The sequence below is a fragment of the Rhizorhabdus phycosphaerae genome (assembly GCF_011044255.1).
Classification (GTDB): Bacteria; Pseudomonadota; Alphaproteobacteria; order Sphingomonadales; family Sphingomonadaceae; genus Rhizorhabdus; species Rhizorhabdus phycosphaerae.
This window is the reverse complement of record NZ_CP049107.1, coordinates 2,101,628-2,123,430: the sequence shown is the minus strand read 5'-3', so window position 1 is coordinate 2,123,430 and position 21,803 is coordinate 2,101,628. Positions and strand designations below refer to the sequence as shown.

Annotated in this window: 22 protein-coding genes; 6 read left to right on the top strand and 16 right to left on the bottom strand. The window is 66.7% G+C overall.

The annotated features are described in order from the left end of the window. Positions 1 to 30: 30 nt before the first annotated feature. From G6P88_RS09770 to G6P88_RS09740, 7 genes are read right to left on the bottom strand one after another with little or no spacing between them, the layout of a single operon-like run. Complete coding sequence (locus tag G6P88_RS09770) at positions 31 to 2,286, bottom strand: TonB-dependent receptor (protein ID WP_226946801.1); 2,256 nt, start codon at positions 2,284 to 2,286, stop codon at positions 31 to 33. Continuing rightward, on the bottom strand, positions 2,283 to 2,765 hold the full coding sequence (locus tag G6P88_RS09765) for a cytochrome c (RefSeq protein ID WP_165322980.1): 483 nt from the start codon (positions 2,763 to 2,765) through the stop codon (positions 2,283 to 2,285). The genes G6P88_RS09770 and G6P88_RS09765 overlap by 4 nt, the downstream gene beginning before the upstream one ends. After that, a complete protein-coding gene (locus tag G6P88_RS09760) occupies positions 2,762 to 3,220 on the bottom strand; it encodes a c-type cytochrome (RefSeq protein WP_165322979.1) in 459 nt (152 codons plus the stop codon). Before G6P88_RS09760 ends, G6P88_RS09765 begins: the two co-directional genes overlap by 4 nt. Then, positions 3,220 to 3,777: a methylamine dehydrogenase light chain gene (locus G6P88_RS09755; protein ID WP_165322978.1), complete on the bottom strand. Its 558-nt coding sequence runs from the start codon at positions 3,775 to 3,777 to the stop codon at positions 3,220 to 3,222. The genes G6P88_RS09760 and G6P88_RS09755 overlap by 1 nt, the downstream gene beginning before the upstream one ends. Before the next feature lie 31 nt (positions 3,778 to 3,808). After that, positions 3,809 to 4,399, bottom strand: coding sequence for a redoxin family protein (locus G6P88_RS09750; RefSeq protein ID WP_165322977.1), 591 nt, complete (start codon positions 4,397 to 4,399; stop codon positions 3,809 to 3,811). Continuing rightward, positions 4,396 to 4,896 (bottom strand): MauE/DoxX family redox-associated membrane protein, encoded by a 501-nt coding sequence (locus G6P88_RS09745; protein ID WP_226946828.1) that lies wholly within the window; start codon positions 4,894 to 4,896, stop codon positions 4,396 to 4,398. Before G6P88_RS09745 ends, G6P88_RS09750 begins: the two co-directional genes overlap by 4 nt. 5 nt (positions 4,897 to 4,901) lie before the next feature. Further along, entirely contained in the window at positions 4,902 to 6,068 is a 1,167-nt protein-coding gene (locus G6P88_RS09740; protein WP_226946800.1) for an amine dehydrogenase large subunit, read from the bottom strand. Between the two features lie 153 nt (positions 6,069 to 6,221). Between G6P88_RS09740 and G6P88_RS09735 the strand changes: the two genes are divergently transcribed. Beyond that, positions 6,222 to 6,890 (top strand): TetR/AcrR family transcriptional regulator, encoded by a 669-nt coding sequence (locus G6P88_RS09735; protein ID WP_226946799.1) that lies wholly within the window; start codon positions 6,222 to 6,224, stop codon positions 6,888 to 6,890. Positions 6,891 to 6,946: 56 nt separating this feature from the next. Here G6P88_RS09735 and G6P88_RS09730 read toward each other — a convergent pair whose 3' ends face one another. Both G6P88_RS09730 and G6P88_RS09725 read right to left on the bottom strand, forming a co-directional pair. Beyond that, positions 6,947 to 7,582, bottom strand: coding sequence for a 3-oxoacid CoA-transferase subunit B (locus G6P88_RS09730; RefSeq protein WP_165322974.1), 636 nt, complete (start codon positions 7,580 to 7,582; stop codon positions 6,947 to 6,949). Beyond that, the gene (locus tag G6P88_RS09725; protein WP_165322973.1) at positions 7,582 to 8,289 is read right to left on the bottom strand and encodes a CoA transferase subunit A; all 708 of its coding nucleotides are present in this window, start codon (positions 8,287 to 8,289) and stop codon (positions 7,582 to 7,584) included. The genes G6P88_RS09730 and G6P88_RS09725 overlap by 1 nt, the downstream gene beginning before the upstream one ends. Positions 8,290 to 8,373: 84 nt before the next feature. Between G6P88_RS09725 and G6P88_RS09720 the strand changes: the two genes are divergently transcribed. Further along, entirely contained in the window at positions 8,374 to 9,249 is an 876-nt protein-coding gene (locus tag G6P88_RS09720) for a LysR family transcriptional regulator (RefSeq protein WP_165322972.1), read from the top strand. 4 nt (positions 9,250 to 9,253) lie between these two features. Here the strand turns inward: G6P88_RS09720 and G6P88_RS09715 are convergent, their stop codons facing one another. The 3 genes from G6P88_RS09715 to G6P88_RS09705 form a co-directional block, all read right to left on the bottom strand. Next, positions 9,254 to 10,090 (bottom strand): NTP transferase domain-containing protein, encoded by an 837-nt coding sequence (locus tag G6P88_RS09715; protein ID WP_165322971.1) that lies wholly within the window; start codon positions 10,088 to 10,090, stop codon positions 9,254 to 9,256. Continuing rightward, entirely contained in the window at positions 10,077 to 11,105 is a 1,029-nt protein-coding gene (locus tag G6P88_RS09710; protein ID WP_165322970.1) for a D-alanine--D-alanine ligase family protein, read from the bottom strand. The genes G6P88_RS09715 and G6P88_RS09710 overlap by 14 nt, the downstream gene beginning before the upstream one ends. Positions 11,106 to 11,216: 111 nt before the next feature. Next, positions 11,217 to 12,359, bottom strand: a complete 1,143-nt coding sequence (locus G6P88_RS09705) for a sugar-transfer associated ATP-grasp domain-containing protein (protein ID WP_165322969.1) — start codon at positions 12,357 to 12,359, stop codon at positions 11,217 to 11,219. A gap of 79 nt (positions 12,360 to 12,438) precedes the next feature. Between G6P88_RS09705 and G6P88_RS09700 the strand changes: the two genes are divergently transcribed. From G6P88_RS09700 to G6P88_RS09690, 3 genes are read left to right on the top strand one after another with little or no spacing between them, the layout of a single operon-like run. Beyond that, positions 12,439 to 13,563 carry a glycosyltransferase gene (locus tag G6P88_RS09700; protein WP_165322968.1) on the top strand — a complete coding sequence of 375 codons (1,125 nt, stop codon included), beginning with the start codon at positions 12,439 to 12,441 and terminating at the stop codon, positions 13,561 to 13,563. Further along, entirely contained in the window at positions 13,560 to 14,882 is a 1,323-nt protein-coding gene (locus G6P88_RS09695; protein WP_165322967.1) for a lipopolysaccharide biosynthesis protein, read from the top strand. Before G6P88_RS09700 ends, G6P88_RS09695 begins: the two co-directional genes overlap by 4 nt. A gap of 11 nt (positions 14,883 to 14,893) precedes the next feature. Continuing rightward, positions 14,894 to 16,405 (top strand): malonate--CoA ligase, encoded by a 1,512-nt coding sequence (locus tag G6P88_RS09690; RefSeq protein ID WP_165322966.1) that lies wholly within the window; start codon positions 14,894 to 14,896, stop codon positions 16,403 to 16,405. A 4-nt stretch (positions 16,406 to 16,409) separates the two neighbouring features. Here G6P88_RS09690 and G6P88_RS09685 read toward each other — a convergent pair whose 3' ends face one another. Beyond that, the gene (locus G6P88_RS09685; RefSeq protein ID WP_165322965.1) at positions 16,410 to 17,090 is read right to left on the bottom strand and encodes a peptidylprolyl isomerase; all 681 of its coding nucleotides are present in this window, start codon (positions 17,088 to 17,090) and stop codon (positions 16,410 to 16,412) included. Positions 17,091 to 17,274: 184 nt separating this feature from the next. On the opposite strand from G6P88_RS09685, the gene G6P88_RS09680 reads away from it, so the two are divergent. After that, the gene (locus G6P88_RS09680) at positions 17,275 to 18,876 is read left to right on the top strand and encodes an ABC-F family ATP-binding cassette domain-containing protein (protein ID WP_206335912.1); all 1,602 of its coding nucleotides are present in this window, start codon (positions 17,275 to 17,277) and stop codon (positions 18,874 to 18,876) included. Positions 18,877 to 18,893: 17 nt separating this feature from the next. Here G6P88_RS09680 and G6P88_RS09675 read toward each other — a convergent pair whose 3' ends face one another. Genes G6P88_RS09675 through G6P88_RS09665 form a run of 3 tightly spaced genes read right to left on the bottom strand, consistent with a single transcriptional unit; the run spans position 18,894 to position 21,784 of the window. Beyond that, complete coding sequence (locus G6P88_RS09675; protein ID WP_165322964.1) at positions 18,894 to 19,406, bottom strand: phosphoribosyltransferase; 513 nt, start codon at positions 19,404 to 19,406, stop codon at positions 18,894 to 18,896. A gap of 13 nt (positions 19,407 to 19,419) precedes the next feature. Continuing rightward, the gene (locus G6P88_RS09670) at positions 19,420 to 20,436 is read right to left on the bottom strand and encodes an adenosine deaminase (protein WP_165322963.1); all 1,017 of its coding nucleotides are present in this window, start codon (positions 20,434 to 20,436) and stop codon (positions 19,420 to 19,422) included. A gap of 22 nt (positions 20,437 to 20,458) precedes the next feature. Then, entirely contained in the window at positions 20,459 to 21,784 is a 1,326-nt protein-coding gene (locus G6P88_RS09665; RefSeq protein ID WP_226946798.1) for an NCS2 family permease, read from the bottom strand. Positions 21,785 to 21,803: the final 19 nt, after the last annotated feature.

The following is a 21,803-nucleotide window of genomic DNA, read 5'->3' as shown; positions in this document are numbered from 1 at the left end:
CGATCCTTGTGGTCGCGGCCCCTCATCCTGTCAGAATTTATAGCCGATCGTCGCACCATAGGTGCGCGGTGCGCCGACATGGTTGTAATCGAAGCCGAATCCCCCGGTGAGATCGACCCGAGAGGTGACATAGAATTTGTTGGTCAGGTTCTTGCCCCAGATCGATACCGAAACGGGCCCCCGTTCGAAATCGATATGCCCGCCGAACAGGGCATAGGCGGACTGCCGCAGCCTCGGCACGTTGAACACCTCGAAATATTGGCTTGAGACATAGCTGATGTCCGGGTGGAGGCTCAGCTTGCCGGCGTCGTCGTCCATCAGCGTGATGTCGAGCCCGGCATTGGCGCTGACCGAGGGCGCGTTGGACAGGCGATTGCCCTTCACGTCGACGCCACTCAATATGCCTTTCTTGATCTTGGCGTTGAGCAGGCCGAGGCTGGCACGCACGGACAGAAACTCGCTCGCGCGGGCGTTGAACTCGACCTCGCCGCCGAAGATTCGCGATTTGTCGACGTTGACCAGGGTCTGGGCGGCGGTTTGCGGGCTGACGTTGATAAACTGCTGGTTCTTGTAGAGATAATAGAAGCCGGCGAGGTTCAGCGTGATGCGGCGGTCGGCCAGTTGCAGCTTCGCTCCGCCCTCGAACGCATCGATCGTCTCGGGTTTCGCGACCGATGCTTCAGAAGGATCGAAAAAGGCCTGCGCGTTAAAACTCGGCGCGCGATAGCCGCGGCTGTAGCTTGCATAGATCATGCGATCACGGTCGATCTTGTAATCGATACCGATCTTGCCCGAGATATTGTCGTTCTTGAAGCTGAGCGTGGTCGGGGGAATCAGCGTCGCCACCAGCGATCCGTCGACGCCCAGCGCATCCGAGCGCAGGCCTTTTTGTTTGCCGTCGTCGCGGGTGTAGCGCAGGCCGCCGCGCAATGTGAAGCCGCCGCCGAAATCATAATGCATGTCGGTGTAGAGCGCATAGCTGTGCTTGAGCTGGTCGAAGCTGTTGACCACGCTGCAGGCGGCGGGCAGCCCGGCCGCGCAGTCGGCGGCGTCGATGGTGCCGCTGCCGTCGATATCGGCATCCTTGAAGATGCCGAAGTCGGTCGTGTTGAAAACCTTCTCGCGGTTGTAATAGGCGCCGAGGATGAACTCGAACGGGCCGCCCCAGCTGCTGGCGAGGCGCAGGTCCTGCGACAGCTGGCTGGCGCGGTCGCCGTAGAAGATTTCGAGCGTCTTGTTGGGAGCGCCGTCGGTATCCTCGCCGAAGTTCAGCCGCCCCTTGTCCCAGGACGACACCGACACGATCGACAGATCGTTGCCGATGTCGAAGGTCGAGGTCAGCGCCAGGGCATAGGTGCGGGCGCGGCGGCGCGGCGTGTAGTTGGACTCGATTTGGCGACGGCCGATACCGGTGCGGAAATAGCTGCTGCCTTGCCCGAGCGACTCATAGAGGCCGACGCCGACCCCGTCCGGCCCAGGCGCGGCAAAGATGCCGTAGTTGCGGGGGTTCTGATAGCTGGTCGAGGCGCGCAGGAGGAAGGATGTACCGTCCTTCGGCTCCCACAGCATCGACCCGCGCACGGCATATTCGCGGGTGCCGTTCAGATCGGGCTGACCGGGAAGCTGGTTGCGGAACCAGCCTTCTGCGCGCGCGGCTGTGAAGGCTACGCGCGCGGCGACCGTCTCGCCCAGCGGCAGGTTGATCGCGCCATTGGCCTCGTGGCGGTTGTAATTGCCATAGCCGAGATTCAGATAGCCCTCGACCTTGCCGAGGTCGGGCTTGTGGCTGATCAGGTTGACCGCGCCGCCGGTGGTGTTCTTGCCGTAGAGCGTGCCCTGCGGTCCGCGCAGCACTTCGACCCGCTCCAGATCGTACAGAGCGACTCCGAGAAAGGCGAAATTGCCCTTGTAGACCTCGTCATAATAGGTCGCGACCGGTCCAGACTGGTTGAGGCTGTAGTCGGACATCGACACGCCGCGCAGCGCGAAGATCGGGGTGCCGTCGCCGACGGTCGAGGTCAGCTGGAGATTGGCGACCTTGCTGACGAGGTCGTCCGCGCTGGTCAGGCGCTGTTTGCGAACGGCATCGCCACCGATCGCCGACACGGAAATGGGCACATCCTGCAGGCGCTCGCTGCGCTTCTGCGCAGTAACGACGATCTCCATGCTCTCGTCGACCGCATCGTCCGTGGCCGCCTGCGCCATGAGCGCCTGGCTGGACAGGCCGGTGAGCAGCATGGCTGCGATGCGAGATGTCCGGTGCACGCGTGCCGAAATCGTCATCATTTTTCCCCTTCGTGTCTTGTTGCATCATGGGCGCGCTCGCTCGCCGCCAGCCGGGCGACGAGGTCGGCGCGCAGGGCAGCCCGTTCGATCCGCAGCGGCTTTTCCCGCAGCCTTCGGATCTCCTCCCTGGTGTAGGGCTGGAAACCTGCCGGGACGTGATCCGGGTCGAAGCGGATCAGCGTCCAGTTCAGGAGTTCTGCCAGCTGGTCGTCGGGAAGGGGCGTTGTCGCCACCCCCGGCACCCGGCCGAGAAATTCGCGTCCGCCTGGCACGGCGAGCAGGCGCGACACCTGCCCGGCGAGCGGCGGCGTCGATGTGGGCGTGCCGCCGCCATCGGGCCGGTGGCAGCCCTGGCACTTCACGATCCAGTTGATATGCGCCCGCCGGGGATCGGGGACCCCGGGCATGGCGCTATTCGTCGCGGCCGCTGCGGCGGCCGTTCCGATCGCGAGGATCGCAAGAGCCGCCGTCAGCCTCATTTGGCCGGGAGCTTCGGTTGCAGCCGGGCGACCGCTGCGGCGTCGAGGGGCGCGCCGCTTTCGCGCGCGGCCTTCACCTCGGCGGCGGTGAAGGCTTTTACGGCACTACCGCCACCGGCGATCGTGCCAGTTACATGGGTAAGGACCGCCGCGACGGACTCGTCGTCGAGGCCGCCCTGCGCGGGCATCATCCCGCGATAGGCCTTGCCCTCGACGGTGATCGGCCCTGCAAGTCCGCGCGTGACCGCGAGGATCAGATAGCGGCGGCCATCGGCCATGCCGGCCAGTGCGCGCACGTCGGACTGCAGGGGCGGGAACGCTCCCGGCACGCCCTTGCCGGTCGCCAGATGGCAGGCGGCGCAGCGCTGGTAGATTTTGGCGCCGTCGGGGGCGGATTGGGCCGGCACCGCCGCGAGCAGGACCGCGAGCGGGAGGACGAGCGACCAGCGCTGCATCACTGGCTCTCCAGCGCGGTGCCGAGGATCACGGCCGTCGAGCAGTTATAGATCGAGCCGCTCTCGGTCCCTAGGCACCAGTTGATGTCGTTGTTCGCCTGCGGCCGGACCATCGGGCGGTCGCTCTCGTTGCGGTTGCACAGGCAGCGCCCGCAGGACGATTTGCCGCAGCAATCATTATAGCTGATGATGTAGGAGCGCCCGTCGGCCGGATTGAGACAGGTTCCGATCCAGGTGATCGGTGACATTTCGGTGCCGGGCGGGCAGGCATTGGCGGTACCGCCGCAGCAGGAGCAGAGGAAGCCGTCAATCGCGCAATAGCGCCAGTAATCGCATTGGGTCTGGTCACCGGGATCCTGCGGGTTGCCGCTCGTCTGCGGCGGCAGGCCGCTCTTGCCGCCGCCATGGGTCGAGGCGACCGCCCGGGATACGGGCAGCACGGGGATGACGGCCGCGCCGGTAATGGCGCCTCCGATCAGGGTCAGCAGGCTTCGGCGCGACGTACGGCTGGCGACCATGCGCACGGCCCGTTCGGCAAAACGATCTATGTTGGACATGGGAGCAGCCCCCTCTTGCTCGTGGTGGCGCTCAGGCGCCGGCCAGATAGTGCTGGATCGACGCGACACCGCGTTCCTTCGCTTCGAACAGGCTTTCGAGATGTTCGCGGTTGTTGATCAGCCCGAGCGACGCGATGCGGCCCTGTTCGTCGAGCAGGACGGCATAGGGCAGCTTGGAAACGCCCAGCGACCGGCCCAGCGTTTCCGACAGGACATAGGGCATGCCTGCCAGCCCTTCCTTCATGATCAGGCGGCGATGCGCGGTCTCGTCACCGTCGCTGGCGAGAACGGTGTCGACCCAGCCCGCCTCGGCGCGCGCGGCGGAGCGGAGCACCGGCAGCAGCGTCTTGCAGATCGGGCAGTCGGGCGAGAGGAAGAAGAGCAGCTGGCTGCGCCCCTCGCGCTTGCCGCCGATGCGGACGTCCTGCCCATCGAGCGCCGTCAGCGTCACCTCCGGGCCCTTGTCGCCCACGGCGACCTTCTGGTGCAGCGTCAGCGCGCCGGCCGGGGCGATCCGTTCGTGCAGCACGCCGACCTGACGGGCGAGGGCCATCACCAATATGCCGAGCACGCCGACGGCAATCCACAACATGATCTGCGAAGCGAGTACGAAGCCGGTCATCGTGCAAGGCTCCTTGCCGAGGAGGATGCCGAGGCGATTTCGCCTGCGGCGAGATACAGCGCAAAGAAGGTTAAGGCGCCGAAGACGGAGAGGATATTGGGGCTTCCCGCAGGCAGCACCGCCGCCAGTGCCGCAAGCGCGGCGAGCAGGGCCGCGCGCAGTACGGGATAGGCCTCGGTCGATCGCGACGGGCCGCTGAGGCTGCAGCCGCAATCGAAGCGATCGCCGCGCTGCCGCGCCCGCCAGAGCAGCAAGGCGTAAGCCGACCATAGCAGCACAGCCAGACCGCATCCGGCGGGCCGTGCGGCCGGGATCAGCAGCGAGAGGGCGGCGCCCGCTTCGATCGTGGCTGCGGACAGCGAAAGCGGCTGGCCGAGCGATGGAGGCAATCCGGTCAGCTGCGCCGCCGCTGCCGCGAGCCGCTCGCGGGCGGCCAGCTTGTGGACCGCTGCCGATGCCAGCACGGTGGCGAGGAAATAAGGAAGGATCTCGCCCATCGCGGTCACCGGGCCGCCGTCATCGTCATCGGGTCGTGGACGACCTGCGCGATGCTCCGCTGAAGCTTGCCGCTTGCGGCGTCATAGACGTCGAGCGATCCGTCGGCCCGCGACGCGACCAGAAGCGGAGCGGCCTGTGCGGTAACCTCGATCGATATGGCCGGATTGGCGAGCGGGATTCGCGCGACCCGCTGGCGCTTGGCGGGGTCGACGACCCAGACCTCGCTGCCGCCATCCTTGTGGGTACCTTCCTTGCCGGCCGGGTTCATCAGGACATAGACGCGGCCCGCGGTGTCGCTGCTGATCACCTGCCAGCCGCCCGGCCGCCATTCGCCTTCAGCCGTCTTTTCCTTGGGCATCGGGAAAGTGCCGAGGTCGCGGGCCACGTCGCCGCCGAAGTCGATGCCATGGAGGTTGCCTGTGAAGGTGGCGAACCAGGCGGTGCGCCCCACCATCGTCGGGGTCATGAACATCGCGTCATGGTCGATGTCGTTGATCGCTTTGCTGGTGGTGCTCGATGCGACCTGGCCGGCGGCGTCGAGCGTGATGCTCGTCATCGTGCCGTCGGCGCACAGCGAGGTGAAGCCGCGCGCACCCGTCGGGTAGACGAGCGAGCAACCCGGCAGGTCGATCTCGTTCAGGATCGAGCGGGCGTCGAGGTCGATCACCGATACGGAAGATGCCGGCGTGAAGTTGAACAGCAGCGCCCATTTTTCGCCATTGGTGAGTTGGAAGGCGTTGCGCAGGGTTACGAACTGGCCGCGCTTGCCGCCCGGCAGGGCGATCTCGCCCTTGGGCTTGAGCGTCGCCTTGTCCCAGATGGTGATGACGTCGGTGCGCTCGCCGCGCGTCAGCCGCGCATGGAAGGTCTCGGCGACATAGATGTCGGGCCGGGTCGTCGACGGCAGAAGCGTACCGAACTGCGCCACGGGGATCTGTCCCTTCACCGCGCTATGTTCGGCGGCGACGTCGACGATGGCCGCGCGGCCGTCGAGGATGCTGTTAAAGTGCAGGTCCTGCACATAGATCCAGCTGGCGGGATATTTCGGGGTCAGTTCGAGCACGTTCGGGATCGGCTCGACCGGCAGGGGATTCGGATAGGGACTGGCGCCCACCGCCGCTCCGCTCGTCAGCGACAGCACAAGCGCCGCCATCATGGTTTTTCGAGTCATCGGATGCCCGCCTCCCTGTGTCCGCCCTTTTGGTGTGACGGACGAAAGTTTGTCATACGTCCAAAATATGTCAAGCGACAAAAATATAGCCGGACTTGTGGTCCCGGATGCCGAGGATTAGGGCATCCCGATCAGAGTCTTGAGGGCCCCGAGTTGACCGATTTCATCGTTCCCGATTTGCGAATCACTCCGCGGGAAGGGGGCTATGCGCGCGGCCAGGAGGGCTTCGAACAGATCCTCCACGCCGCGCTCAAGATTCTGGTCGAAGAGGGATCGAAGGCGCTCACTCTGCGCAGGATTGCCGCTGCCTGCGGCATGAAGGCGGGCAACCTCGCTTATTATTTCCCGTCGAAGGACGAGCTGCTGCGCGAGTTGCTCAACGCTATCATCAGCAGCTACGAAGAGGCGTTCGACGTCATCGTCCACGATCCCGAGGCTACCGCCGAGCAGCGGCTGCAGCGACTCGTCACGCTCGTCCTCGAGGATATCAGGAGCAAGAAGACCACCCGCGTCTTCCCCGAGCTATGGGCGATGTCGAACCATGACCCGTTCGTGCAGGAGCGGGTCCACGAGCTTTACGAACGCGCGCGCGTCGCGATCAACGAACTCATCGCGGAGATAAACCCGCGCCTGCCCGTCGAGGAGCGCAAGCTGGTCGCGCTGTTCATATCCGCGTCGATGGAGGGGCTGACGATGTTCGCAGGCTATGAAAAGCCGTTCGAGGCGCGGATGCCGGTACTGGAACGGATCGCGTTCAAATCCTTCATCCATCTCATCGGCTCGCTGGAACCGGGCGAGATCGATCTGCCGCCGCAATCCTGAAACGAAGAAGGCCGACGCGCCATCGGGCGGCCGGCCTCCGTTCGTACTGCGCTTCTTCAGGCGATGTAGTGGGCGGTCGTCTTGGCCGCGATCTCATCGGCCGTGACGCCCGGCGCCGTCTCGATCAGGCGGAAGGGCGACTGATGGTCGGGACGTTGAAACACGGCGAGATCGGTGACGATCATGTCGACGACATTCTTGCCGGTCAGCGGCAGCGTGCAGGCCGGAATGAACTTCGGGCTGCCATCCTTGGCGCAATGCTCCATCACGACGATGATCTTCTTGACGCCGGCGACGAGGTCCATGGCGCCACCCATGCCCTTCACCATCTTGCCGGGGATCATCCAGTTGGCGATGTCGCCCTGCTCGGACACTTCCATCGCGCCGAGGACGGTCAGGTCGATATGCCCGCCGCGGATCATCGCGAAGCTGTCGGACGAGGAGAAATAGCTCGACGAGGGCAGTTCGCTGATCGTCTGCTTGCCGGCGTTGATCAGGTCGGCATCCTCCTCGCCCTCATAGGGGAAAGGGCCGATGCCGAGCATGCCGTTCTCGGACTGCAGCGTGACGGTCATGCCGTCGGGAATGTTGTTCGCCACCAGCGTCGGAATGCCGATGCCGAGATTGACGTAGAAGCCGTCCTGCAGTTCGCGGGCGGCGCGCGCCGCCATCTGGTTGCGGTCCCAGGCCATTATGCCGTCTCCCTCTGCCGCACGGTTCGGAACTCGATCTTCTTCTCATAGGGCGCGCCGAGCACGAGCCGCTTCACATAGATGCTCGGCACATGGATGTGATCGGGATCGAGGCTGCCGGTCGGCACGATTTCCTCGACCTCCGCCACGCAGATCTTGCCCGCGGTCGCCGCCGGCTGGTTGAAGTTGCGCGCGGTCTTGCGGAAGATCAGATTGCCGCTCTCGTCGGCCTTCCAGCCCTTGATGATCGACAGGTCGGCGCGGATGCCGCGTTCGAGCACATAGGTCTCGCCGTCGAACTCCTTGGTCTCCTTGCCCTCGGCAACGAGCGTGCCGACGCCGGTCTTGGTGTAGAAGCCGGGAATGCCTGCGCCGCCGGCGCGCATCCGCTCGGCGAGCGTACCCTGCGGGCAGAATTCGACCTCGAGCTCGCCCGCCAGATATTGCCGTTCGAACTCCTTGTTCTCGCCGACATAGGAGGCGATCATCTTGGCGACCTGGCGGGTACGCAGCAGCTTGCCCAGGCCTTCGCCGTCGATGCCGGCATTGTTCGAGGCGACGACGAGCTTCTTCACGCCAGAGGCCTGGATCGCGTCGATCAGGCGATCCGGCACCCCGCACAGGCCGAAGCCTCCGGAGCAGATCGTCATTCCGTCAAACAGAAGCCCGTCGAGCGCGGCTTCCGCGCTATCGTAGATCTTGGTCACGGCAGTACCTCCTGCCCTTGGGTTAAGTGGGCCAAATCATAAAATCCAATTGTTGTTCTTTGATGATATCCATAACCTCGGCTTATGCGACGCATTTCGCTCTATCATCTCGAAACGCTGCTCTGGATCAGCCGGCTCGGCACCTTCGCAGCCGCCGCCGACCGTCTCAACACCACCCAGCCCGCAATCTCGGCGCGAATCCGTGAATTGGAGGGACAGGTGGGGTTCGACATCTTCCAGCGCGCCGGTCGCAACATGGTGCTGACCGCCAGGGGGCGGCAATTGGTGGAAGAGTGCGAGCCGCTCTGGGCGTCGATCGAGCGGACATTGCTTCACTCGGCCCGGCTCTCCGGGACCGCCGGTATCGTGCGGATCGGTACCGGCGAGATCGTTGCCGCCACCGTCCTGCCGCCCTTCCTCAGAGCGTTGCAGGACGACTTTCCGCAGGCCTCGCTCGAGGTCGACATCGATCTCTCGCACAATATGCTCCAGAAGCTGCTGGGCGCCGCCAACGACCTGATCTTCGTCGCGGGGCCCGTCGCGACCCCGAATGTCGAGACGGCGCCGGTGGGAAGCGTCGATCTTGTCTGGGTCGCTTCACCCGCCGTTGCCCGCCGCGCGGTGAGCGGGCCCGGATCGCTTCCGATCTGGCTGCTGCACCGTCACTCGCCAATCCATGGCCTCGCCCTGTCGGCGCTGGAGGAAGGTGGCGCCGGCCGGCCTGCTATCCACATCTGCAACAATGCACGCATGCTGATCGACCTGGTCGCCGCAGATGGGGGATTGAGCCTCGTGCCGCGCCCGATGGTCGCCGACCAGCTCGACAGCGGCACGTTCGTGCGGCTTTGGCCCGAGCTCGACCGGTCGATCGAGTTCCACGTCGCGGTCCGCCGGCAGGAGCGGGATCCCCTCGTCCGCGCGCTGTTCGATCGCGCGGCCCTGCTGCGGATCGGCGGCTGATCGGTCAGCCCACCAGCATCTCGGCGACGCGCTCCATCATCCGTCGCGGCGTCTGGCCGCGCTGGCGGAGGAGCAGCGAGGCGACGCGATAGGTTCGTTCGTTATCGACGTCGATGGCGTGCGACCCATCCTCGATGATCAAAGGCGCGATGCGCAGGTCGAACCGCCGCGACAGCCGGTCGAAGGCACCCGCCAGCGAAAGGCGGTGAAGAAGGAGCAGCGCGACATTCGCCGCGCCCACCGCCGCGAGCAGGCGCAGGGGCTTCTTCGCGAACTGTCCGCCGCTGCGAAAGCTCTCGGCCGCCGCGACGGCCCGGCGTCCGCCGAACCCGTAGAGATTGCAGTTGGAAACCTCGACGTCGCTGAAGCGGTAGAAGCGGCGCTGGCCCTCCGGATGGGCGGCCAGTACGCTCTCGCGCGTGGCGAGCGCCACGCTGACATCGGCGCCCGTATGCAGGTCGCGCACCACGGCTTCGACGGCGGCCGGGGTAAGCAGGACATTGTCCGCCGTCGTGACGATCATCATGCCCTCTGCCGCTTCGGCGGCGGCGAGCACGCTGTCGGCCAGATTGTCGGCTGCCGCGACGAAGTCGATCGCCGGGGACCCATCGCCCAGCAGATCGCGCAGGGGCGCGAACATGGCGGGCTCGACCACGATCAGGATGCGCCGGCAGCCGGACGAGTTCCGCAGCGCCGCGACGACATGCGCGATCAGCGGGGCATCGTCGATCGGGACGAGGCATTTGTGCGACACGCCATGCGCTTCTGCCAGCGGGTCGACGACACCGGGACGCTGTGCCGCAAGGATAGCGGCGCTGAAGCCGGGCTCAGGCAGCAACACGTTGGGGGACCTGCTGCAGAAGCCCATGCCGCGCGAGGCTCTCGGTCAGGATCGTCTCGATCAGCTCGGCATGGCTCCAGCCGATCTGCCGTGCCGCCATGGAGATCGTCTTGCGCGACCAGAGGTTGCAGTTGAGGTTCACCTCCATGAAGCGAACCTCGCCGGTGCGGCTGTCCAGACGGAACTCGAACCGGCCATAATCGAACGGCAGGAACTCCTGCATCAGCGCAAGCGACTGGCGCTCGGCCTCGGCGATCACCGCCTCGTCTCGCAGCGGGCGGATCTCATAGGCCTGTCCGTCGATCAGGTTCCGCTTCTCCAGATAGGTGCGCAGATAGTGGGGATCCTCCTGCTCGACGATCTGCATCGGCAGGATGAAGGGGCGTCCCTCGCGGGTGATCACGCAAACCTCGATGTCGTGGCCGGGGATGAAGGGCTCGACGATGACGTCATGGCCTTCGCGGTGCAGCCGGTCGACCGCCGCGCCGATGTCGGCGAGGTCGTCGGCCGCGCTGATGCCCCAGCTCGCCGAGGATGCGTTGGGTTTGACCACCCATTTGCGCGCGGGCGGAACCGCCGAGAGATCGATGGCCGCCCCACGCCGGAAGATGGTCCAGGGCGCCGTTGGCAGCCCGCGCGCCACCGCCATGTGCTTCGACAGGTGCTTGTCGTCCGACAGGCCGCGCAGGATCGGGTTCGCGCCCAGATAGGGAATGCGGTGGCGCTCGCACAGGATCGGCAGCAGCATCTCCGAGTTGAGGAAGCCACCGCGATTGAGCAGGGGGAAGACGAAGTCGGCGTCGGGCTCCTCGAACAGCGCCTGATAGCTGTCGGCGAGGACCAGGTTCACGCCGATCTCCTCGAGCGTTGTCCGCATCTCTCGATGATAGGTCGCATGCGTGCCGTCACTGGGATGAAGGCCCCCTTCCCAAAGCACATGCTTGGCGATCAGGAGGATGCTGAGCGCGCGTTTCGCCGACGCGGGAAGCACGCTCGGTGCCGCGATACGAGTCATTCCGGTCTCCGGCCCTGCCGTGCGCGGAGACGATCTCCGGCGGGTTCGGTCGGGCCGGTCGAAAATAAGCGGGGCGTATGACGCGCGAAGGGCGGCTGGGTTACGGGGACGCTACGCTTTCATGGCGAGATGATAAGCGAGCAGGTTGCCATAGCGGCCTGCGCCCAGCCCGCGCCGGGCGGCGCGCTGCGGCATCAGAACCCCCGGCTTTCCGTTCCCCTCGATCAGGATAGGGCCTTGGGGCGACGGGGCGATGTCCCAGCCGATGATCACATAATCGACGAACGCCTCGCGATGGGCCCGCCTGGCCAGTGCCCGCATGTCGGACCAATCGGGAAGTCGGCGTCCCTCGATCGGTGCGCCGGTGGCGGGATGACGGTCATGATCTCCCCCGCCATAGCCGAAGCAGCCAAGCCCCAGCCTGCCCTCCTCCAGATCGACGGGAACGATCAATCCTCCGGCCTTCATATTGTCGACGCGCGCTTTCGGGTCCGACGCGCAACGGAAAGTCGCGCTGACCACTTCGGGCTGGCCTTGCTCGTCGAGCATGGTGACGATGCGGACGGTGGGCAGCGCGCCGAGCGCTATATCGGCCAGCGATGGATGGACCGTCACCAGCGGCTGCACGATCACGTCGTCGCCGCCCGTCTGCAGCCGCGCCATCAGCGCCGATCGGTCGGCGATCGGGCCCAGCATGCGGACTCCGTCGCCGCCCTCGCCCCGCCTGGGTTTCGCGATCATCGGCTGATCGGCGGGATCGATCCGCACCTCGGCGCGTCCCTTCTCCACCAGAGCCACCGTCGGCGGGCAGGGCAGGCCGCTTGCGGCACAGCGCTCGGCGAAGCGGTGCTTGTCGGAGAGTACGCAATCGCTGGTCCAGCCGAGCGGGTTCAACCGCTTGTTTATCGCCGCATCCTCGAATCGGCGGACATAATCGTCGAGTTGCTCGACGCGCTCGATGCGGAAAAGCGCAATGTCGTTGGGGTCGGCGAAGCGGGCGCGGGCGATGGCGACGGCCCGGCGGCGCCACGCTGCGTCGAGCCCGAACCTGCGCTGGACGGCGCCTGCACGCAAAGGAATCCATGCGTGGAAGGCGAGGCCGATGGCGGCGTCTGCCAGCGCCCGTGCCGCGCTGCGTTGCCGACGACGGCGCGCATAATGGTCCCGCAGGAAGCCCGCCGAACGAGGCTCGAATATGCCCGGATAGAGGGGCCAGGCCTTCTTCAGGAAATAGATGTGGTCATAGCCCGCCATGGGTCGTCGGCGCTCCATCGTCTCGCGGGACCGTCATATATGTCGGCTAGCGTGACGCTTTCGGGTCGGACCTGGGCATATGGATCACATCTACATCTACATTCACGATTTCCGGTCGAGCGGGGTTGTGCGCGATGCGTTGATGCTCGCCGACCATTGCGTCGATCATCACCCGACGACGCTCGTCGCGGGGCATGCGGAGGGCTTCTTCCGGGAGGCCGCTGCCATCGGCCGCTACCGTGTCGCCGTGATGAAGCCGATGGCCAGCCCGGCAGCGTCGCGCGTTACCGCTGCCTTCCCGCTTCGCCGCTGGCTGCGCGAACAGCCGGCTGGCGTGCTGCTGTCGATGGGCAATCTCGGTCATGCGACGCCGCATCTCGCCTGCCGCGGCATCGACCATATCCGCCGCATCTATCGCATCAGCAACGAGGTGCGGCGGGGCGATGGCCTGCGCGGCGCGCTGCGGATGCACTGGATGCAGCGGCTGGTCGACGATGCCGACCGGATCGCGCTGGTCGGCGCCGCACTGGGGCAGGTACCGGTGCTGGCGCGGGCAGTCGAGACCGGTCACGCGGTCACCGTTGCGAGTGGGGTCGATGTCGATCACGCTCTGGAGATGGCGGCGGTGCCCGCCCCGCACCCCTGGCTCGAAGAGGAGGTGCCGGTCGTGCTGGGCATCGGGCGACTGCGGCCGCAGAAGAATTTCTCCCTGCTCGTCGATGCGGTCGCCACCGCGCGCCGCTCGCGCCGTTTGCGGCTGGCCATCGTCGGTGGGGGCAGTGCCGAGGAAAGGGCTGAGCTCGAAGCACGGGCTTCGGCGGCTGGGCTGGGCGAGGATTTCCTGCTGGCCGGGGAGACCACCAATGTCTTCGCCTGGGCGGCGCGTGCCGCGACCTTCGTGCTGCCGTCCCGCTGGGAAGGGTCGTCTCTTGCCCTGCTCGAAGCGATGGCGGTCGGCACGCCGGTGATTGCCAGCCGCAAGGCGGGCGATGCTGCGGTCGTGCTCGACGAGGGACGGCATGGCATGCTCGTCGGCGGCGAGGATGCGGAGGAACTGGCGGCGGCCATAGCGCGTCAGCTCTCGCCGAACGCCGTTCGTCCGGGCGACCGGGCACGCGACTTCGGGCTGCCATCCCCCATCTATCTTCGCCTGGCACAACAGGTGATGGCCGAGCGCCGTGAAGGCGTGCGCCGCGCCGCATGACGCCGGCCGCGACGGCACCGTCCGGTGCCGCCATCTTCTCGCGCATGGGGCGGAACCTCGCCTGGCTGCTCGGCGGACGCGGATTCCAGGCGATCGCCAGCATCGCCTATCTGGGGATCGCCGCCCGCGCGCTGGGGCCGGCGGGCTTCGGCGAATTCTCGCTCGTGCTGGCTTATGGACAGGCGATCGCCAATGTCGCGCAGCTCCAGTCATGGCAGACGGTGATCCGCTACGGGACGCTGCACATCGCGGCTTCGGCCAGCGACCGGCTGGGACGATTGCTCGCCTTTACCACGCTGCTCGACACGGCCGGGGCTCTTCTCGGGGCGATGGTCGCCCTGCTTGCGGTACCGATCGTCGCGTCCTTCCTCGGCTGGGCGGCCTATGAACAGGACCGCGCGGCCTGGTTCGGCGTCGCGCTGCTGCTGTCGATCGGCGCGACGCCGACCGGCATGCTGCGGCTGGTCGATCGCTTCGACCTGATCACCTATGCCCAGGCGGTGGGGCCGCTGGTCCGGCTCGCCGGGGCGGCGTTCGTGTGGTTCCTGGGCGGCGGGGTCGAGCAGTTTCTGATCGCCTGGGCCGCTGCCGCGCTGCTCCAGCATCTCGCCACCTGGAGTTTTGCGCTGCTGTGCACCGACCTGCAGATCCGCTGGTCGCGCGCGAGCCTGTTGCGGAGCCGGATCGAAAATCCCGGCATCTGGCATTTCATGCTGACCACCAATGCGGCAGGGACGATCGGGCTTCTGTCCGAGCAGCTGGCGACGCTCGCCGTGGGGGGCATGGCCGGCGCGACCGCCGCAGGGGGCTTCCGCATCGCGAGCAAGATCGCGCGCGCGCTGGCTCGCCCGATCCAGATCGCCGCGCGCATCGTCTATCCCGAGCTGGCGCGCCTCCACGCGCATGAGGACAATGCGACCTTCGACATGGTCGGTTCACGCGTGGCGCGGCTCGGCCTGCTGCTGGGGGCATTGGCGCTGCTGCTCGGAACGCTGTGCGGCCCGCTGCTTATCCGGCTGCTGGCCGGGGAGGAGTTCGGTTTTGCGCGCTGGATGCTGGCGCTGCTCGCGATCGGCGTCGCGGTCGATCTTTCCGGTTTCACGCTCGAACCGCTGCTCGTGGCGCGTGGGGAGGCGGGGACGGTGCTGCATATCCGCCTGCTCGGGGCGCTGCTGTTCGCTGCGCTGCTCTTCGTCGGGCTCCATCTCGCAGGGCCTATCGGCGCAGCCGGGGCGACGGTTGCGGCGTCGCTGCTGATGCGCTTCCTGCTCGGTCGGGCGGCGTCGCAGGGGGCTGCACCGCGGGCCGTTAGCGCCTAAGGAGCGCTTCCATGAGCAATCTCTACACCCGTCTCGCCGCCGGCTTCCCCGATCCGGCCGCGCCTTTCCTCCACCTCGCCGACGGTGCGACCGTCACCTATGGCGATCTGGAGAAGCGCTCGGCTGCCTTTGCCAATGTCCTGCGAAACTGCGGCGTCGGCATCGGCGATCGGGTTGCGGTGCAGGCCGAAAAGAGCGTCGACATGCTGATGCTCTATCTCGGTGCGCTGCGCGCGGGTGCGATCTTCCTGCCGCTCAACACAGCCTACACCGCCGGAGAGCTCGATCATTTCCTGCGCGACGCCGAACCCGCGCTGTTCGTCTGTGACCCGGCCATGCGCGACGCCGCGGAAGCGCTTGCCCGGGACGCGGGCGTAGCCAGGGTCGAGACGCTGGGACCGGCGCGCGAGGGGAGCCTGTCCGGTCTGGCCGATGCCAGCCCGACTGCGTTCGACGATGTGCCTCGCGACGACGATGATCTCGCCGCGATCCTCTACACCTCGGGCACGACCGGTCGCTCCAAAGGCGCGATGCTGAGCCACGACAATCTCGGCTCCAACGCCTTCGTGCTGCGCGAGGAATGGCGCTTCACGGCCGACGACGTGCTGCTGCACGCGCTGCCGATCTTCCACACCCACGGGCTGTTCGTCGCGACCAACATTGTCCTTGCCGCCGGGGCGTCGATGATCTTCCTGCCGCGCTTCGACGCGGGCGAGGTGATCGCGCGGCTGCCGTCGGCAACCACGATGATGGGCGTCCCGACCTTCTACATCCGCCTGCTCGACGATCCCCGCTTCGACCGCGCGCTGACCCGCCACATGCGGCTGTTCGTCTCCGGCTCGGCACCGCTGTCGGCGGACATCCACCGCGAGTTTCGCGAGCGCACCGGTCACGCGATCCTCGAACGCTATGGCATGACCGAGACCAACATGAACATCTCCAACCCCTATGAGGGGGAGCGGATCGCCGGAACGGTCGGCATGCCGCTGCCGGGGGTGTCGATCCGGATCGCCGATCCCGATACGGGCGCCGAAATGCCGGTGGGCGAGGTCGGCGTGGTCGAGATCGCCGGGCCCAATGTCTTCAAAGGCTATTGGCGCATGCCCGAGAAGACCGCTGCCGAGTTCCGCGACGGTTATTTCGTCTCGGGCGACCTCGGCTTCATCGACGAGCGTGGCTATGTGACGCTGGTCGGGCGGGCCAAGGACCTGATCATCTCGGGCGGCTATAATGTCTATCCCGCCGAGGTCGAAACCGCGCTCGACGAATTGCCGCAGGTCCATGAATCCGCCGTGATCGCCGTGCCCCACCGCGATCTGGGCGAGGCGCCCGTTGCTGTCGTCGTGCCGCGCGAAAAGGGCTTCGCCGATGCCGAGGCGATCCGTGCGGGCCTTGTCGACCGGCTGGCGCGCTACAAACAGCCGCGCGCCATCCTGTTCGTCGAGGCGCTTCCAAAGAACGCCATGGGGAAGGTGCAGAAGGCGCTGCTCCGCGAGGAGCACCGCGAGCTGCTCGCCGGCTGATCCGTCAGGGCGCCTTGGGCGGGACGGCGACGCGCCGGACGCTGATGATCTTGATCGCGGGGGCGAGCATCTGCCCCTTCATCACCCCTTCGCCGAGCGTGGGGCTGCGCGGGGCGGCGAGGATCTTCTTCACCACCTCCATGCCCTGGAGGACATGGCCGAAGGCGGCATAGCCGACATTGTCGCCGGGCGCCGAGGGGTTGGCGTCCATATAGCTCATGTCGCCGACGACGATGAAGAAGTCGCCCGCCGCCGTGCCCGGCGCGTTGCGGCCCATCGAAATGGTGCCGTCGACATGCTTGAGCCCGGTCTTGGTCGTCGGCTCATGCGCGATCGTCGGGAAGACCTTCTTCGGGTCGAACTTGATCCCGCCCTGGACGAGGCCGAGCTCGGGTGCGCCGGGCACCGCGACCGCGCGGTAGAAGGTCGAATTGTCGAACCGCTTGCTGTCCACATAGCGCAGGAAATTGTTGGTGGTGATCGGCGCGCGCTCCTTCTCCAGCTCGAGCAGGATCGGCCCCTTGCTGGTCAGGATGCTGACCTGCACCGTCGCCGGCTTGGGCGCCGGGGCCGGTGCTGGGGCGGCGGCGGGCGTCGCTGGTTTGGCTGCAGGGGTTTCCTGCGCGGCGGCCGGCATAGCCGACAGACAGAGCAGGGCGGAGAGGGCGAATCGGATCATCGTCATGCCGCCAGTGTAGCCCAGATGGGCTCGCCCTTTGAACCCGCCCGAAGCGCTCGATTTGGCAGATCGCGACGCCGAAGCTATATCCCTGTCGGTCGGCGACCGATTGGCCGCCATTGAAGGACCGATGCGATGAACCTCCCCCTGACAGCAAAGCCCATAAGCTTCGTCAGCAAGGTCGTTCATCATGTCTTCCTCGATTCATCTCTCCCGGCTGTCCTTCTCCACCCCTGACGGGCGGACGCTTTTCGACGGCCTCGATCTCCATTTCGGCCGCGAACGCTGTGGCCTCGTCGGTCGTAACGGCGTCGGCAAATCCACCTTGCTGCGGCTGATCGCGGGCGAGATTGCGCCCCGTTCCGGCAAGGTCGTCGTCGATGGCCAGATCGCCGTTCTGCGTCAGCTGCTCAAGCCCCCGCCGGGCCTTACCGTCGCCGACCTGTTCGGGCGACGGGAAGCGCTGCGCCTGCTCGCGCGTGCCGTGGCAGGCGAGGCGTCGGTCGATGAAATGGCCGGGGCCGACTGGACGCTTGAAACCCGGCTGGAACAGGCGCTGGCGGACATGGGCGTAGCGGTCCCAGCCGATACGCCGCTGGGATCGCTGTCCGGCGGCCAGCGCACGCGGGCGGCGCTTGCGGCCGCCGTCTTCGACAATCCGGACTTTCTGTTGTTCGACGAACCGACCAACAATCTCGACCGCGAGGGGCGGCGGGCCGTGATCGACCTGCTCGCACGTTGGCGCAATGGCGCGATCGTCGTCAGTCACGACCGCGAACTGCTCGACCGGATGGATGCCATCGTCGAACTGTCGACCCTGGGCGCGGCCCGCTATGGCGGCGATTGGACCGACTATCGGGCCCAGAAGAGCGCTGAGCTTGAGGCCGTCCGCCACGATGTCGCGACCGCAGAGCGGCGCGCCGACGAGGTCGGGCGCAAGGCGCAGGTCGCCAGCGAGCGACAGGCGCGGCGCGATGCCGGCGGGCGGCGCAAGGCGGGGCGCGGCGATATGCCGAAGATACTGCTCGGCAAGCGGCGGCAGCAGGCCGAGGAAAGCGGGGCTGCGCACGTCCGCAATGCCGAACGGCAGCGGGGCGAGGCGAGCGAAGCGCTGTCAGAGGCCCGGGCGCGGCTGGAAGTCGTCGAACCGATCCGCATCGTGCTGCCCTCGACCGGCCTGGCCCCCGACCGCGTGGTCTTGGCGCTCGATGAGCTGGTCTTCGGCCACGACCCGGCCGTGCCGCTCGCCGCACCGCTTGACCTCGCAGTGCGCGGACCGGAGCGGATCGCGATCGTCGGAGCCAATGGATCGGGCAAGAGTACGCTGCTCGCAACGCTTGCGGGCCAATTGACGCCACTGGGTGGAAGCGTGCGCGCTCCGCTCGGGGCGGTGCTGCTCGACCAGCAGGTGTCGCTGCTCGACCGCACTCTGTCGATCGCGGACAATTTCGCGCGGCGTCATCCCGACGCCACGGCCAATGCCTGCCGGGCCGCGCTGGCGCGGTTCCGCTTCCGCGCCGAGGCGGCGGATCAGGTGGTAGGGACGCTCAGCGGCGGGCAGATGCTTCGGGCCGGGCTGGCCTGTGTGTTGGGCGGGGGCAGTCCGCCACCCCTGCTGTTGCTCGACGAGCCGACAAACCATCTCGATCTGGAGGCGATCGAGGCGGTCGAGGCGGGGCTCTCAGCCTATGACGGGGCGCTTCTCGTGGTCAGCCATGACGAGGCGTTTCTGGACGCAATCGGGATCGGGCGTCGGTTGCAGCTTCCCGCCGGGCCGATCGACCCCGGCTGAGTATCAGCGAGGCTCGATCAGGCCAGCCGGTGGGGCACGACCTCGGAATCCTCGAGCACCTTGTCGACCGGGGACATCTGTTCCCAGGGGAAGACGAACCAGTCCTTGTTCACCGTCCGGTCGATGGTGCGGAAGCGATAGTCGACCCGCTCGGTCGAGACGATATTGTCGATCAGCGTCGCGAAGCGGACATTGTCCAGCGTGCCGCCCGCCACCGTAACCGCCGCGCGAATATGGGTGATGGTCGACCCGCTGTCGTTGATGTCGTCGACGAACAGCAGCCGGTCGGTCGCGCTGCGCGCGGCGAGCTTGACCAGCAGTTCGGCGGAAAAATCGGGCAGCTGCGAGCTGTGGTCCACCGACAGCATCGGAATGCCGGTCGCGTGGCTCAGATAGACGGCGGGGGTCAGGCCGCCGCGACCGACGCCGATGATGAAGTCGGGCTGCCAGCCGCTCTCGCGGATCCGCGCGGCGACATAATGGACCGCGGTCAGGAACTCGGGCTGGTCGACGGGGGTCAGGGTCGGCATCGGGGTCCTCGGTTCAAAGGGCGGTAGCGATATAGGCGTCGAGCTCGGCAAGGTGGCGCGTGATTGCGGTCTCGTCGAGGAAGGACCCCAGGAAGCTGTTGCGGGCGAGTGTCGCGAAATCGCGCGCATCCAGCCGTCCGCCCGGAATCAGCGCGCGAAAATTGTCGTTCACATAGCCGCCGAAATAGGCCGGATCGTCCGAGTTGATCGTGGCCCTGATGCCCAGACGGAGCATCGCCTCGATCGGATGGGCGGCGATGTCGTCGACCACGCACAGCTTGAGGTTCGACAGCGGGCAGACCGTGAGCGTCATCGCCGACCGTGCAAGCCGGGTTACGAGGTCCGCATCCTCCAGCGCACGATTGCCATGGTCGAGTCGGTCGACATGGAGCATGTCGAGCGCCTCGTGGACATAGGTCGGTGGGCCTTCCTCACCGGCATGGGCGACGCGGAGCAGGCCCATCTCCCCGGCCCGGGCGAAGACGCGCGCGAATTTCGACGGCGGATGGCCAACTTCGGACGAATCCAGCCCCACGCCAACGATGCGGCCCAGCCATGGGTCGGCGGCGGCGAGCGTCGCCAGCGCAGCCTCCTCGTCCAGATGGCGCAGGAAGCAGAGGATCAGCTTGCTGGTCAGCCCATGGCGGCGCTCGGCCTCTTCCATGCCGGCGAGCAGGCCGTCGGCGACGACGCCGAAGGGGATGCCGCGATCGGTGTGCGTCTGCGGATCGAAGAATATCTCGGCATGGCGGACATTGTCGGCCGCTGCGCGGTCGAAATAGGCGAGGGCGAGGTCGCGGAAATCCTCCTCGGTGCGCAGCACATCGGCACCCTGATAATAGATGTCGAGAAAGTCCTGCAGGCGCGAGAAGCTATAGGCGCCGCGCAGTTCCTCGACGTTCTTGAACGGGATGGCGATGCGGTTGCGCCGCGCCAGCGAGAACATCTGCTCGGGCTCCAGGCTGCCCTCGATGTGCAGGTGGAGCTCGGCCTTGGGCAGGCCGGTGACGAAGGAGTCGAGATCGGTCATGGGCGACAGCAGTACACGATGATCAGCCCGCCGCCAGCCAGATGAAGCGGATCACGAACAGTCCGGCGAGCAGGAACAGCAGCCAGTCGCGCGAGCGCGCCTCGCCCTTGAGCATCTTCATCAGCGCATGGGCGGTGATGCCGAAGGCGAGGCCATTGGCGATTGAGAAGCTCAAGGGGATCATGACGAGGGTCAGGAAGGCGGGGATGGCGATGTCGGGCTCGTCCCAGGGGACCTCCGCCAGCGGAGCCATCATCAGCGCGCCGACCAGGATCAGTGCCGGGGCGGTGGCGGCCAGAGGGATCAGCTGCGCATAAGGCGCCGCCAGCATCGCCAGCAGGAACAGCAGTCCGGTGACGACCGCCGTCAGGCCGGTGCGCCCGCCCGCCTGCACGCCCGCCGCGCTTTCGACATAAGAGGTGACGGTACTGGTGCCCGCGACCGACCCGACCATCGTCGCGGTGGCGTCGGCGAGCAGGATGCGATTGAGCCGCGGGATGCGGCCATCCTCGCCGATCAGCCCGGCTCGCCGCGTTACCGCCACCAGCGTGCCGACATTGTCGAACAGGTCGACGAACAGGAAGACGAAGATGATCTCTAGCAGCCCGAGGCCGTGGCCGCCGAACAGGCCGGGCAGGTCGAGCTTAAAGGCGGTGTCGCCGATCGCACCGAGATCATAAGGTTGCGGGGCGAAGCTGACGACGCCCATCGCCCAGCCCGCCAGCGTGGTGACGACGATGCCGATCAACATCGCGCCCCGGACGCGCCACAGGGTGAGCGCGGCGATCAGCAGCAGCCCGAACAGGGCCAGCGCCGCGCCCGGCTCGGTCAACTTGCCGAGCGTGACCGAGGTCGCCGGACTGGACACCACAATGCCGGCATTCTTCAGGCCGATGAAGCCGATGAATAGGCCGATGCCCCCGCCGACAGCCGCGAACAAATGGAGCGGGATCGTTTCGATGATAAGCTGTCGAATGCCGCCCAGGGTCAGCAGCAGGAAGACGACGCCCGACAGGAAGACGCAGGCAAGCGCCACCGGCCAGGGAATACCCATGCCCTGCACGACGGTGAAGCTGAAATAGGCGTTCAGGCCCATCCCCGGCGCCAGCGCCAGCGGGACGTTCGCAACCAGCCCCATCAGCACGCTGGCAAACGCCGCCGCGAGGCAGGTGGCTGCCGCTACCGCTGCGACGGGCATGCCGGCCTGGCCCAGGATCGCCGGGTTGACCAGGATGATATAGGCCATGGTCAGGAAGGTCGTCGCACCCGCCAATATCTCGGTACGGACGGTCGTTCCGCGCTCGGACAGCCGGAAATGGCGGTCGAGGCGTTCGCGTAGAAGAGGCAAAGGCGGTCCCCCGGTCGCT